A 13,804-nucleotide genomic window follows, 5' to 3' on the forward strand; every position below is an offset into this window, starting at 1 on the left:
GTCTCCGAACGAAGCTCGTCCGCAACCTGCTTCAGTTGATCAATCGACAGGTTCCGAAGATCAACAGGATACGAAACACGGTCCAGTAACGGAAAACGACCCCGCGTGGGGCACGATCCTGACGTGTCGTTCATGGCTTTCAGCTCCTGCGCTCGACGACGTAACGCGCGAGGTCGCGTAGCCGGTCAGCTTTCTCTCCAAAAATATCAAGGACATGACAGGCACGATCAGCCAGCTTTTCAGCTTCCCTGCGCGCACCGTCTATTCCCAGGAGAGCCACATAGGTGGACTTTTCGGCGGCAAGATCCTTGCCAGCCGTCTTGCCGAGTTCTTCCTCGGTTGCCGTCGCATCCAGCACGTCATCCGCAATCTGGAAAGCCGCCCCAATGTCACGGCCATAGCTTGCGATGCGATGGCGCTGTTCAGGATTCGCGCCGCCCAGAATAGCGCCGGCCTCCGCGGAATAGCGGATAAGGCAGCCCGTCTTCAGGGCATGCAGGTGACCGACTTCCGTGAGAGACAGCGCGCGGCCCTCCCCTTCCATGTCGATCATCTGGCCACCGACCATACCAGCAGCACCGGAGGCGCGGGCCAGTTCCAGCACGATCTGGATGCGAACAGATGCATCGGGATGGGTTTCGGTCTCGGCCAGCACCTCGAAGGCGCGCGTCTGGAGCGCGTCTCCGGCGAGAATAGCCGTTGCCTCATCAAACTTGCGGTGGGTGGAAGGCTGGCCACGCCGCAGATCGTCGTCATCCATTGCCGGGAGATCGTCATGCACCAGCGAATAGGCATGCAGCATCTCAACCGAGGCAGCGGCGCGATAGGCACCCTCCTCACCCGCCGCACCATCGAACAGGGCAGCGACCTCCGCCACCAGATAACCGCGCAGACGTTTGCCGCCGCCGAGGGTGGCGTAACGCATGGCGTCGATCACGCGGGCTTCCGGTCCCTCGACGCGCGGGATCAGGCGGTCAAGCATCGCCTCCACAGCAGCGGCGCGAGATCCGAGAGACGCGCGGAGCGCTTCGGACGACTGTTCGGAAGAGCTGGGGCTTTGGCTTGCGCCGAGGTTGGTCATGACGAAGTTCAATCCACGTTCTTTGCATCCAGGGAGCCATCAGCTTTCCGGACGATCGCCTGCACGCGCTCTTCAGCCTCGCGCAGTTTCGCTTCGCAGTGGGCACGCAGAGCCGCACCGCGTTCATAAGAGGTGATGGCCTCCTCCAGCTTCATCTGTCCGCCTTCAAGGTTTCGGACGATGCGCTCGAGTTCAGTGAGGGCGTCCTCGAAGGACAGGGAAGCAATCTCACCCGTCATGTCAAATAGCATCCTCAATCGCTCATCAAGCCGCTGCCCTTACCCCGCACACGGGCCCATGCCAAGCCCGCAAGGCCATTCAGGGCCCGGACATTTCGCCTCAAACGTCGATTTTTTTCTTCCTGTCGCCTCCCCGCATCACAGGGAATCCGTCTTCATGCAGCCGGTTCGGGTTTCTTGCGGATGACAAAGGACAGAACCCCCGCCTCTTCTCCCCGTGCCACCAGCGCATGGCCTGTCTGGCGGCAGAATGTCTGGAAATCCGAGGAAGAAGCCCGGTCGGTCGCAAGAACGCGCAGATGGTCGCCGGGGGCGAGATCGCGCAGAACCCGGTTCGCTTTCAGCACAGGCAGGGGGCAGCTCAGCCCTCTCACATCCAGAAGGGTTTCGCTCATGGCACGTATCTCCTTGTCTCCACCGGATTTTGGATAGATTGTCCCCCGGCGGCAGTCATCCGGCTGAAGCAAAACGTCAGGATCTGCTCGGGGTGTCCTGATGCACTGTATCGGGCATTTATGCAGGAGCACACAGCTAGCATGAACAGCATACGCCTTGGAATCGACATGGGCGCCACCAAGATCGAAATCGCGGCGCTCTCCTCTGCGGGTGAAATTCTCCTGCGCCGGCGCGTTCCGAATCCCGGAAAATATGAAGCGCTCCTGACCAGTATTCGTGATCTGGCCGATTCAGCCGAAGCCGAACTGGGTGTAAACGACAGCGGAACACGGCTCCCGCTGGGGATCGGCATTCCCGGCTCCATCGACGAGGTGAGTGGTCTTGTCAAAAACTCCAACGCCACGTGGCTGAACCAGACCCCTTTCGGCAAGGATCTTCCCGAAATCACGGGGCGCAGGGTGCGCGTGGAGAATGACGCGAACTGTTTCGCTCTCTCGGAGGCCATAGATGGCGCCGCCGCCGGGCAACATGTCGTGTTCGGAGTGATCATCGGCTCGGGCATGGGGGGCGGTCTTGTGGTGGACCGTAAACTCCTGACGGGTCGTCATCACGTGGCTGGCGAATGGGGCCACACTCCCCTCCCCTGGCCCCGCATCGACGAATTTCCCATGCCGGTCTGCTTCTGCGGGAACGAAGGCTGCCTTGAACGATTCCTGTGCGGCCCGGCTCTGGCTGCCGCATGGAAAGGCGAAGGTGTGCGCAGCGCCGAAGGAATCGAGGATGCCGCCGCAGGGGGCGACATGAAGGCGCAGGCAGCTCTCGACGCCTATGTCGACCGGCTGGCGCGGGCGTGTGCTCTGGTCGTCAATCTGCTCGATCCCGATGCCATCGTCTTCGGTGGCGGGGTCTCCAACCTGACCACGACGCTCGGGCGCGTGCCGGGCATGTTGTCCACCCATGTAGTGACGCCCGTGTGCAAGACTGACATCCTTGTAAACAAACATGGGGACAGTTCAGGTGTTCGCGGAGCCGCATGGCTCTGGGACACGAAGGAACTCGAAATCTGACAGACACCGGACATCCCATCCTGTGCCGGGATTGCCCGGATCTTTTCTGGCCACAGGGCAGTGGACCCCTCCTCCGCTGCCCTGTCTGCGGCTCTCGCCGCCTCGTTTCTCATCCGGACCTAAGCCGTCTTTCCATTATCCATGTCGATTGCGACGCTTTTTTCGCCAGCGTCGAGAAACAGCGCCGTCCCGAACTGGTGGACCGCCCGCTTCTGGTCGGCGGCACGGGTGACCGTGGCGTGGTTTCGACGGCCTGCTATATCGCCCGGCTGACGGGCGCGCGGTCAGCGATGCCCATGCGACAGGCCCGCGAACTCTGCCCCGACGCCGTCATCCTCGCCCCTGACATCGCCGCCTATCGTGCCGTCGCCGAAAAGATGCGCGCCATGATGCGGGAACTCACCCCGCTGGTCGAAGTGAAATCCATCGATGAGGCCGTGCTGGATATGTCCGGCACACGGGAACTGCACAGCGCGTCCCCCTGTGTCGTGATGGCGCGGCTGGCGCTGAGGGTCGAACGGGAACTCGGTGTCACCATCTCCATAGGACTTGCTACCAATCCGCTGATGGCCAAGCTTGCGGCCGGCATCGACAAGCCGCGCGGGTATGGCGTGATCGGACGGGAAGCACGGGACTGGCTGGCGACCAGGCCCGTCCGCACCCTGCCGGGAATCGGCAAGTCGCAGGAGGAATCGCTTCAACGGGTGGGACTCGTCCGTCTCGGTGCCATCGCGTCTCTTACGACGGAAGAGGCGCTGCGCAGGCTCGGTCCCCGTGGTCCGGAGCTTGTCGCCCGGGCGCGCGGTGAAGACAGACGGCGGGTGACGCCGTTCCATCCGGTCAAATCCGTCAGCACGGAAGTGACCTTTGCGCAGGACATTCGCGACCGTGCCATTCTTGAACGAGAACTCTGGGATCTGTGCGAGCAACTCGCCATCCGACTGAAGAACAAGGAAGTATCCACGGTCGGCATCTCGCTCAAGCTGCGCACCGCCGCTTTCCAGACCCGCAGTCGGGCGCTAAAACTGCATACGCCGACGGTTCTGCCCGACCGCCTGTTCGATGCGGCCCGAGGGCTGCTTATGGCGGAAGCGGAAGGCAGGACAGCGTTCCGCCTGCTTGGGCTGGGATCAAATGGACTGGCGCCTCTCGATGCAGCCGATCCACCCGATCTGGCGGATATGCAGTCCCAGAACCGGGTGGCGATGCAGCGGGCCATCGACGCGCTGAGATCACGCTTCGGCAGGGACGCCGTGCAACGCGGCCGGACTCTCGGCCGCGAATAGGCTGTTCAGACGTGAAAGCTCTGTCCGCAGCCGCAGCGGCCTTTTTCGTTGGGATTGCTGAACACGAATCCCGACTCGAAATCACCCGTCTGGTAGTCCATCTGTGACCCGATCAGAAACAGGATGGCCTTGCTGTCGATCAATACGGTGACACCCTTGTCCGTCACACGTTCGTCGCCAGCCTCTCCCCGCTGATCGACAAAATTCATGTCGTAGGCATGACCCGAACACCCCTTGGTGCTCACGGAAATACGCAGGAGTTGTCCAACGTTTGCGCCCGCATAGAGGACACGCAACCGGTCTGCGGCGATATCGGACAAGGTCATCACCGGCGGAAGTTCGCGGACGGGGCGGCGTGGTGTCTGGCCTGTCGAGGTCTGTGCTTCCATTGTCTCTCTCCGCTCAGAACATGTTCAATGCGAGACGGGCCTCATCGCTCATGCGCGACATATCCCACGGCGGATCCCACACCACATCCACATGGGCGTCACTGACACCCGGCACTTTCTCGACCGCTTCCTTGACCTGCAACGGCAGTTCCTGCGCGCTGGGGCAATTCGGGGCGGTCAGGGTCATCTCCACCTTCACCCGACCGTCATCATGCAACTCGATCGCGTAGATCAGGCCAAGTTCGTAGATATTCACCGGGATTTCCGGATCATGCACGGTCGCGATCGCATCGATCACCGCCTCTTCCGACGGGGCGGCCCCGGCAGGCTGCACCTCCCCATCCGGTGTCCAGTGCGCGACCTCTCCCTTATGAGGATCGGCAGGGCCGGTCGCCGGAGTGACTGTCGCTTGCGGAGCCGCAGTCTCCACCAGATTGTGTTCGTCCTGTGCAGGCATCGTATCAGTCATCAAGCAAGCGCCTCCCCAAGCGCTGTCCAGGGCAAAGTCGCACACCGCAGACGGGAGCGATGGGTTCTGAGAGGCTGGAACGCCAGCAGACCCGCAGGCAGGTTTCCCCTCTCAACGGCGCTGTCCATCGCCGACGGGGTTTCCAGCATATCGGTAAACTGACGCCCCAGTTCAAGGGCGGCGGCAACAGACTGTCCGGTCACGGCCTCTGCCATAAGGTCCGCTGAAGCCTGACAGATCGCGCAGCCTCGCGTCTCATGACGAATACCGGCCACACCTTTATCCGTCGCGCGCAATGACAGTTTCACACGGTCCCCGCACATCGGATTGTTGCCTTGCGCGGTTGCCGTCGCATTCTCCACGATTCCGGCGAATTCCGGTTTCCGCGAGCGTGCGAGAATGAGTGTGTCGTAGCAGGAGGTTCCGTCCACGACACGCCTATACAAAAAACTGACGGATACGTTTCAGGGTTTCCGCAAGCACGTCGATCTCGTCTTCCGTCGTATAGATCCCGAAGCTGGCCCGCGCCGTGGCCGTCAGGCCAAGCCGGTGCATCAGAGGTTCGGCGCAGTGATGGCCTGCACGCACGGCGATCCCATTGCGGTCGAGCAGTGTGGCGATATCGTGCGGATGCACATCCTCCATGGTGAAGGATATCACCCCGCCCCGCTCCCGCGGTGCGCCGACAATGGACAGGCCGGGAACATCGGGGAGAACCCGCAGTGCATGGGCTGTCAGTGCTGCCTCGTGCGCGCCGATGGCCTCGTATCCGATGCTTTCCACCCAGTCGATGGCCGTTCCAAGTCCGACAGCCTCCACAATCGCGGGTGTGCCTGCCTCGAATTTTGCAGGAACCGGTGCCCAGACCGACTTCTCGAAGGTGACGGAAGAAATCATGTCCCCGCCGCCCATGAAGGGCGGCATGGCGTCCAGCAGTTCCCGACGCGCCCACAGTACCCCGATCCCCGTCGGCCCATACAGCTTGTGGCCGGTAAAAGTATAGAAATCCGCGCCAAGTTTCTGGACGTCTGTCTTGCGATGCACCACCGCCTGACTGCCATCGAGCAGGATCTTCGCACCCGCATCATGCGCCATCGCCACCAGCCGCTCGGCCGGGGTAATGGTCCCCAGAACGTTCGACATGTGCGTGATGGCGACCAGCGCGACCTTGCCATCGGAAAGATGCTGGCCATACGCATCAAGGTCGAGATCGCCGTCATCCGTGATAGGTGTGACGCGCAGTTCGATCCCGGTCCTGTCGCGCAGCATCTGCCAGGGCACTAGATTGGCGTGATGCTCCATTTCGGAGATCAGCACCACCTGACCGGGCTTCAGAAGGCTGCCGTAAGTATAGGCGACGAGGTTGATCGCCTCAGTGCTGTTACGTGTGAAAACGATCTCTTCGCGGGACGCCGCCCCCAGAAAGGAGGCGACGCGGCTGCGGGCCACTTCATAGGCTTCCGTTGCCCGCTCGCTCATCCAGTGCAGGCCACGATGGATGTTCGCATACTCCGAACGCATCATGTTGGCCATGGAATCGATCACCACGTCCGGTTTCTGCGCGGATGCGGCGCTGTCGAGAAACACCAGCGGTTTTCCGTGGACTTTTTGCGACAGGATAGGAAACTGCGACCGGATTTCGGAAATATTCATGCCGTTTTCTCCGGTGCGCCCACCCGTTCCGTCAGGGCCTTTTCCAGAGCCTGAAGCAGGATCACATGAGCGGTTTCGTCCTCAACGAGGTCCACCGTCTCGACCAGAAACGCCTCGACAAGCATCTGTCTCGCCTGTGCATCCGGCACACCGCGACTGCGCAGGTAGAAAAGCTGATCCTCATCCAGAGCGCCGACCGTGGCGCCGTGGCTGCATTTCACGTCGTCTGCGTAAATTTCGAGTTCCGGCTTGGCATCTATCTCAGATGTAGGCGACAGCAGCAGCGCCTGATTCATCTGGTAACCATCAGTCTTCTGCGCGACGCGCTCGACCAGAACCTTGCCCTGAAACACCGCCCGCGCCCGGTCGGTCAGCACGTTGCGGACCGTCTGCCGCGAGATGCAGTCCGGGGCTCCATGCGTGATAACGCTGGTGATGTCGCCAACCTGCTCGCCACCCAGCAACTGCGCGCCATTAACATGCACGCCTGCATGGTCGCCACGCAGGGTCACATGGACTTCATGGCGCGCCAGCACAGATCCAAGACCGAGAGTGAAACTGTCATACGTCGCCCGACTGGCGACGTCGGCATAGACAGTCGCCAGATGGACAGCCTGATCCGCCTCGTGCTGGATTTTCACATGCGTCAGATGCGCCCCCTCTGCGATGACGCTGGTCAGGACGGGATTATGCAGATAAGCGCCTGCATGCTTCTCGACGGTGACTGCAATCTCGATAAGGGAAAGACGAGCGCCCTCACCCACTTCGACGGCATGACGGGGATGGAAGGATATATCCTCCTCCAGCCCCATCGCCAGCGAGATGAAGACGATTCTTCCTGCGTTTACATGCGGCTTTACGGAAAGCCTTATCCCATCGCCCGCCAGCGCCGTATTCAGCGCGACCAGTGCATCCCGGTCCGGTGCTGTCTGCGTTCCGAAATCAGGAGACCGGGCAAAGGACGTGAAGACTATGCCCGCGGGAAATTCCGCCGAGGAAAGGGACGGTGCGAAGGCTCCGTTCACCAGGACCAGACGCGGAAGACCTGCAAGCCCACCATTATCCGCAAGAATACCGGCAAGCGCCTTTTGAGCCGCAGCTTCATCAAAACCCGCAGCCGGGGCGGAGAAAACGCGCCCGGACAGCGCACGCAGGTTCGTATAATGCCATGCCTCGACATGAGGTGTCGGCAGTCCCACCCGCGCCAGTTCACCGGCCGCAGCTTTCCGATCCGCGTCCTTAAGCCCGGACAGACGAGCGGCGAACGGCGTGAGACTACGCCCGATCGGCGTTATGACGTTCATGCCGCCTCCTTGAGAAAGGCTGCGTATCCTTCCTCATTGATCTGCTTGGCCAGTTCCGGACCGCCGCTACGGATAATGCGTCCCTTCGCCATGACGTGGACACGATCCGGACCAAGATAATCGAGCAGCTTCTGGTGATGCGTGATGACCAGCGCGGAGAAATTCGGCGAACGCAAGTTCTGCACACCTTCCGCCACAATCCGCAGCGCGTCCACGTCGAGACCGCTATCCGTCTCATCAAGGATCGCCAGTGTCGGCTGGAGCATGGTCATCTGCAGCACTTCATTGCGCTTCTTCTCGCCACCGGAGAAGCCGACATTGACGTTGCGCTTGAGCATGTCATCAGCCATCGAGAGATTCTTCGTGGCTGCACGAACAGCTTTCAGAAATCCAACGGCATCGAGCTCCGGCTCGCCACGTGCACGACGCACGGCATTGACCGCCGTGCGGAGGAAGTTGGCATTATTGACGCCCGGCAGTTCCACCGGAGACTGGAAAGCCAGAAACAGGCCGGCTGCGGCGCGCTCTTCGGGCTCCATGGTCAGGAGGTCCTTGCCGCTGAACAAGGCGCTTCCGCTCGTTACTTCGTAGTCATCACGACCGGCGAGAACATAGGACAGCGTGGACTTGCCGCAACCGTTCGGCCCCATGATCGCGTGAACTTCACCCGGCGGGATGACCAGATCGATCCCGCGCAGGATTTCCTTGGGCGTTCCGTCAGCGTCGATGGTGGCGTGCAGGCCGGAAATCTTCAGTAATTCGCTCATTTCTTCCATTCCTTCCCGACTGTGCCGGGTCAAATCCGCACGTATCAGCCGACGCTGCCTTCCAGACTGATCGCCAGCAATTTCTGCGCCTCGACAGCAAACTCCATGGGGAGTTCCTTCAGGACGTCCTTGCAGAAACCATTGACGATCAAACCCACCGCGTCCTCTTCCGAAAGTCCGCGCTGGCGGCAGTAAAACATCTGATCCTCGGAAATTTTCGAGGTGGTGGCTTCATGTTCCACACGCGCCGCCATGTTGCGGTTCTCGATGTAAGGCACCGTATGCGCTCCGCACTGATCACCGATCAGCAGGCTGTCGCACTGGGTGAAATTCCGCGCACCGGATGCTTTCGGCATGATCTTCACCTGACCGCGATAGGTGCTGTCCGACTTCCCGGCGCTAATCGTCTTGGCGATGATCGTGGAGCGTGTATTGCGCCCGAGATGAAGCATTTTGGTGCCGGTATCGGCCTGCTGATGGTTGTTGGTAACCGCGACGGAGTAAAACTCTCCGACCGAACCCTCACCCTGCAAAATGCAGGACGGATATTTCCATGTGATGGCTGAACCGGTTTCTACCTGCGTCCACGAAATCTTGGCACGCGCTCCGCGACAGGCACCGCGCTTGGTGACAAAGTTGTAGATCCCGCCACGACCGTTTTCGTCACCCGGATACCAGTTCTGCACCGTGCTGTATTTGATGGAGGCATCTTCCATTGCCACTAACTCGACGACAGCCGCATGAAGCTGGTTCTCGTCACGCATCGGGGCCGTGCAGCCTTCGAGGTAGGACACAGAAGCCCGGTCCTCGACGATGATCAGCGTCCGTTCGAACTGCCCCGTATTGCGCGCATTGATGCGGAAATAGGTGGACAGTTCCATCGGGCAACGCACGCCCTTAGGCACGAACACGAACGAGCCATCCGTGAAGACGGCCGAGTTCAGTGCCGCATAGAAATTGTCGGCCACCGGCACGACGCTGCCGATATACTGCTTCACCAGATCCGGATAATCCCGGATGGCCTCCGAGATAGGGCAGAAGATCACGCCTGCTTCGGCAAGGTTCTTGCGGAAGGTGGTGGCCACGGACACGCTGTCGAACACAGCATCGACCGCCACCGGCATGCGGGCTTCCTCACCCTCCGGCACTTCCACACCCGCCAGCAGCGCCTGCTCATGGAGAGGAATGCCCAGCTTCGCGTAGGTCCGCAGCAGTTCCGGATCGACTTCTTCCAGAGACTTCGGGCCATTCTTCTTTTTCGGGGCGGCATAGTAATGCACGTCCTGATAATCGATCGGTGGATGAGTGACCTTGGCCCAGGTCGGCTCCTTCATCTTCAGCCAGGAGCGATAGGCCGCCAGACGCCATTCCAGCATCCATTCCGGCTCTTCCTTGCGGGTCGAGATCAGACGAATGATGTCCTCGTTCAGCCCCTTCGGCGCGAGATCCATCTCAATGTCGGTCTCAAAACCCCACTGATAGGAGGACTGGCCGAGTTTTTCGACCTGTTCACGGGTTTCTGTAATGGCTGGCATGACCCATTATCCTCCAAACGTCCCGACCGTCTCGGCCGCCTTCTCGCCATCCTGCGGCGGCGCGCTGCGGGACATCGTATTATTTCCTCGTAACCGCCGTGGTAGCCCGCTCATCTCGGCCATGCGCGCAATCGACACACCTGACAGAGCCTCACGAATCGCGTCATTCACCACATCCCAGCTTCCGTAAAGAGTACAGTCGCCATTATCGCAGCCAACGCCCCCGGTGACACATGCGGTCAGCGAAATGGGGCCATCCACCGCCGTGATGACGCGCGCGATGGAAATCTCTTCCGGCTTCAGCGCCAGCCGGTATCCCCCGCGTGCCCCGCGCTGGGAAATGAGCAGCCCGTCAGCCGCCAGCGTCTTGAGCACCTTGGCGACTGTCGGTTCCGGCACACCCGTCTCCGCCGCCAGCGTCGGTGACGTGACGATGTCGTCATGACGCCCAAGTCTGACGAGGGTCAGAACCGCGTAATCCGCCAATTTCGACAGTCTCAACATGGTTTCCGTCCGTTGCGGCGAGGATGCCCCGCCATTTCGTACCAAATTAGTCCTCTTTAAGGACAGATGGAGTGCTCAGAGCCGCCCGTCAAGCACAAAGCATTGTGATGGCTGCGCGCGAGGGGCGTCCGGGCGCCGGACTTCGTCACGATAGACGCCCGAAATCCCTGTGTTTCAACCGAAAGCGCCGATCCCGTGCATGATGGCGACGCTGATCTCACGCATGGTGCCGAACATATCCTGTATGGGCTGGAAAATCTCCTCGTGTTCCCACTGGTAGGAGTTATCCAGTTGCGGTCCGGCGGGCTCGTGAAAATCGTAATCCAGCTTGGGACCGCCATGTGGGAATATAGCATTCATTTCCCGCAGCACCGCAGGAATTTCCAGACAAAGAATCCGCTGCATCATCACCTCGCGGGTGAAGTTCCCGCGCGGCATGAAAAAGGGAATCTGGGTGGCAAGCACCCAGCTCTGTTCGATGAGCGCAATGCGGATGGCGTGCAGCAGTCTTTCCGACGGATTGATGGTCGGCGCTTCCGGCCAGACCGCGCGCAGGGCGAGATGGTCCGCCTGAATACGGCGGAACATCGATTGCGTATCCGCCCAGAAATCGAGCCGCTCGAGATCGTGCATGACCGAGAGATACCGCTCCCGACGCGCTGAACGTGGCTCGGCCGTGGCACGATCCAGCCAGTAACCGGGATCGAGCAGCCAGATCACGCTGCGCAGCACCTGATCGTCCGAATGGGCCAGCGCGTGCGCCGCGAAATCAAGGGCGCGACGGAAACGGGCGCTCCCCTCGCGGAACGTCTCGAACGTCTCTGGGTGGCGGCGCGCGGCGGAGCCGAGGCCCTGTATCGTATTGGCGCACCAGCCAAGCTGCTGGAGAATCGCGTTGTTCGGAATGGCGCGAAGCTGACTCGGATGCGTGATGCGCGGGACCGCACCTCCCCCCTCGGTCTGACGCGCGGCTGGCCGCGAGCCCGTCTTGTCGATGAGAGAGGGTCCGAATGCACCGAGGACGTCGGCATATCCGGGGTCTTCCACCAGTCCCGTCATGGCTTCGGCAATGGTGGAGAAGAAGTCGGAGGAAAAATCCGGCTCGTCGTAAACCGGATCATCCTGCCTGCGGCAGGGCTCGAACGTATGCTCGGCAATCGTCACGACGCTTGCGGCCGCCAGATCCGGCGTGCCGAACAGCAGGTAGCCATCGCCCCCCTGAAAGGCGCTTTCCTCACGATATTTGACGCCGCGTTCTGCGAAGCGCGCACGGACATGCATGGGGGAGAGGTAGGAAAAGCGATCCGCCAGACGGAAAGGATGCCCCCCCCGACCGACGCTTTCGCCGTGCGTATCGAACAGGATGACCTCGACGTCCTCCATGTCCCAGACATGCAGCAGATCGAGAATTTTCAGGCGCAGACGCTCGACCAGATAGGTCGCGGCGAGTTGTCCGACATAGCGACCGGAGTCGGAATAACCGAACTGGAGGCTCAGGCGACCCGTTTTGCGCAGATATTCGCGCCAGTGCGGCGAACGCAGGGCTTCCTCGATGATGTGCGCGCCGCCCATCAGGGCTTCGCGCGTCTCGAACAGCGGGGAGATCTCGATCCGGTCTTCGATCCCGAAATTTTTCGCCAGCCACAGAGCCGACAGCAGCGTGTAGCCGCTTTCGGTCTCCGCGATCAGGAAGCGGACTTGGGTGGCGGTGTCGATATGCTTTACGATCTGCGCGACCGTCATCATCAGCCGGGCAGCCGATGCCTGCTCGACCAGCAGAGAGCCGAAATCGACCGGGACGGCTTCGACGGTTTCCAGCGCTTCGTTCATCCGCGCCAGCAGGGCACGGCGGTGCGCCGGATCGGCGGGATCATCAGTAAAGCGGAGGCGCTGGCGGATCACGTTATGAATCTGCGTCGCGTTCAGCCGCGTATGGCTGTGCGAGGCCGACATGCCATGCGCGAAGAAACCGGCGCGGGCGACCGCCAGTGCAAGCGCGACCTCCGGCGGGGCGGTGTCGATGGCGTCCTGCAACGCATCCGACAGCACGGCCGGTTCGAGAATGGCGTCCTCTCTCCGCTCCACCATCAGCGTGGCGAATTCCACTGTCGCATCCGCATCGGCATTTTTCGGACAGGCCGCGATCTGCGCCTCGACAGTGTAGCAGGCGCGTGAGAGGCGGCTCATGAGGGCCGCGGCCTCGACGCCTGATTCGGTGATCTGGTGGCGAAGGCGCTGGAGCTGGAACAGCTTCATCCGCAGCCGAAGACGGAGCGTGTCCCACCAGCCGATATCGGTGCGGCCATCCGTGTCGTACCCAACCCAGCTTGTCATGACGACCGGCTTTGGAACAATGCGCGACCATTCTTCGGGCCATTGGTCACGGGCACCGGATAGCAGGGCAGCGTTCAGGCGATCCAGCGCGTCCCGTCCCCGAAGGATGGCTTCTGAAGCGAGCGTGAACTCTTCTTCAAGCGTGGGGGGGGCAGACCTGCGATGCGTTACCAGAGCCGGTGCGCTCTCCCGGGATTCCGGGGCGGAGGCATATTCAGCAAGAGCAGTGTAAACTTCATTGGCGACCGCGAACGTCGGATGAGCCGTAAAGACGGCGGCATACCGAATGCGCTCCAGCTCGGCGCGGAACGCCTCCAGTGCCTCAGCCGGGGTCCGCTCAGCCGTGGGCTCGGCTCCTGCCTCCGTCACACGCCCGAACGCCGTATCCATCACCAGCTTCACGACGCCTTGCAGGCGTTCCGCCGTGACCGTCGGATTGGTGCCTCCCGGATAGCGATGCAGCCGGGTCGCACGACGCAGAAAGGCATCGTCACGCAGGTGGCGCGTCACAGCCTGCAGGTCGGGGAGGGAAATCTTTCCCTCGGAGAGCAGGGAACCGATTCGCCATGCCATTGAAAGAACATCGTTTCCCGTCACTTCTGTCGGGATGTTTTCTTGTTCCAGAATTAGACCGGTATCGTCGTGCAGACGGGCCATGGCGAGTACGGCGCGGGCTCCGGCGGAGAGTTCAGCCGTGGAGGCGCTCTTTGCAAAACCCGGGGACGACTGCTTTTCGGCCATGGAACTCTTTCCTCGCGAAACGTGGCGGTTACACACGAC

At 61.3% G+C, this 13,804-nt stretch carries 14 protein-coding genes; 2 read left to right on the plus strand and 12 right to left on the minus strand.

What is annotated here, in order from left to right; translation table 11 throughout:
• Positions 1 to 139: 139 nt before the first annotated feature.
• From GOB81_RS11090 to GOB81_RS11100, 3 genes are all read right to left on the minus strand, one after another.
• Positions 140 to 1,081 carry a polyprenyl synthetase family protein gene (locus tag GOB81_RS11090; RefSeq protein ID WP_173570496.1) on the minus strand — a complete coding sequence of 314 codons (942 nt, stop codon included), beginning with the start codon at positions 1,079 to 1,081 and terminating at the stop codon, positions 140 to 142.
• 8 nt (positions 1,082 to 1,089) lie between these two features.
• A complete protein-coding gene (locus GOB81_RS11095; protein ID WP_173570497.1) occupies positions 1,090 to 1,320 on the minus strand; it encodes an exodeoxyribonuclease VII small subunit in 231 nt (76 codons plus the stop codon).
• 155 nt (positions 1,321 to 1,475) lie between these two features.
• A complete protein-coding gene (locus GOB81_RS11100; protein WP_173570498.1) occupies positions 1,476 to 1,715 on the minus strand; it encodes a sulfurtransferase TusA family protein in 240 nt (79 codons plus the stop codon).
• Between the two features lie 141 nt (positions 1,716 to 1,856).
• Here GOB81_RS11100 and GOB81_RS11105 point away from each other — a divergent pair, with 141 nt between their 5' ends.
• Both GOB81_RS11105 and GOB81_RS11110 read left to right on the plus strand, forming a co-directional pair.
• Positions 1,857 to 2,783, plus strand: coding sequence for an ROK family protein (locus GOB81_RS11105; RefSeq protein ID WP_173570499.1), 927 nt, complete (start codon positions 1,857 to 1,859; stop codon positions 2,781 to 2,783).
• Positions 2,750 to 4,069, plus strand: coding sequence for a DNA polymerase IV (locus GOB81_RS11110; RefSeq protein ID WP_173570500.1), 1,320 nt, complete (start codon positions 2,750 to 2,752; stop codon positions 4,067 to 4,069). Before GOB81_RS11105 ends, GOB81_RS11110 begins: the two co-directional genes overlap by 34 nt.
• A gap of 5 nt (positions 4,070 to 4,074) precedes the next feature.
• On the opposite strand, the gene GOB81_RS11115 is transcribed toward GOB81_RS11110, so the two are convergent.
• From GOB81_RS11115 to GOB81_RS11155, 9 genes are all read right to left on the minus strand, one after another.
• Positions 4,075 to 4,458 carry a HesB/IscA family protein gene (locus GOB81_RS11115; protein WP_173570501.1) on the minus strand — a complete coding sequence of 128 codons (384 nt, stop codon included), beginning with the start codon at positions 4,456 to 4,458 and terminating at the stop codon, positions 4,075 to 4,077.
• A gap of 13 nt (positions 4,459 to 4,471) precedes the next feature.
• The gene (locus GOB81_RS11120; protein WP_242010211.1) at positions 4,472 to 4,927 is read right to left on the minus strand and encodes an SUF system Fe-S cluster assembly protein; all 456 of its coding nucleotides are present in this window, start codon (positions 4,925 to 4,927) and stop codon (positions 4,472 to 4,474) included.
• On the minus strand, positions 4,927 to 5,358 hold the full coding sequence (gene sufU, locus GOB81_RS11125) for a Fe-S cluster assembly sulfur transfer protein SufU (protein ID WP_173570502.1): 432 nt from the start codon (positions 5,356 to 5,358) through the stop codon (positions 4,927 to 4,929). Before sufU ends, GOB81_RS11120 begins: the two co-directional genes overlap by 1 nt.
• 7 nt (positions 5,359 to 5,365) lie before the next feature.
• Complete coding sequence (locus tag GOB81_RS11130; protein ID WP_173570503.1) at positions 5,366 to 6,580, minus strand: aminotransferase class V-fold PLP-dependent enzyme; 1,215 nt, start codon at positions 6,578 to 6,580, stop codon at positions 5,366 to 5,368.
• A complete protein-coding gene (sufD, locus tag GOB81_RS11135) occupies positions 6,577 to 7,884 on the minus strand; it encodes a Fe-S cluster assembly protein SufD (protein ID WP_173570504.1) in 1,308 nt (435 codons plus the stop codon). Before sufD ends, GOB81_RS11130 begins: the two co-directional genes overlap by 4 nt.
• Positions 7,881 to 8,651 carry a Fe-S cluster assembly ATPase SufC gene (gene sufC / locus GOB81_RS11140; protein WP_173570505.1) on the minus strand — a complete coding sequence of 257 codons (771 nt, stop codon included), beginning with the start codon at positions 8,649 to 8,651 and terminating at the stop codon, positions 7,881 to 7,883. The genes sufD and sufC overlap by 4 nt, the downstream gene beginning before the upstream one ends.
• Positions 8,652 to 8,695: 44 nt before the next feature.
• Positions 8,696 to 10,186 carry a Fe-S cluster assembly protein SufB gene (gene sufB, locus GOB81_RS11145; RefSeq protein ID WP_173570506.1) on the minus strand — a complete coding sequence of 497 codons (1,491 nt, stop codon included), beginning with the start codon at positions 10,184 to 10,186 and terminating at the stop codon, positions 8,696 to 8,698.
• Between the two features lie 6 nt (positions 10,187 to 10,192).
• Positions 10,193 to 10,690: an SUF system Fe-S cluster assembly regulator gene (locus GOB81_RS11150; protein WP_173570507.1), complete on the minus strand. Its 498-nt coding sequence runs from the start codon at positions 10,688 to 10,690 to the stop codon at positions 10,193 to 10,195.
• A 174-nt stretch (positions 10,691 to 10,864) separates the two neighbouring features.
• Complete coding sequence (locus GOB81_RS11155) at positions 10,865 to 13,765, minus strand: phosphoenolpyruvate carboxylase (protein ID WP_242010212.1); 2,901 nt, start codon at positions 13,763 to 13,765, stop codon at positions 10,865 to 10,867.
• Positions 13,766 to 13,804 lie beyond the last annotated feature (39 nt).

It is taken from the genome of Acetobacter conturbans (genome assembly GCF_011516755.1).
In the GTDB taxonomy this organism is placed as follows: Bacteria; Pseudomonadota; Alphaproteobacteria; order Acetobacterales; family Acetobacteraceae; genus Acetobacter; species Acetobacter conturbans.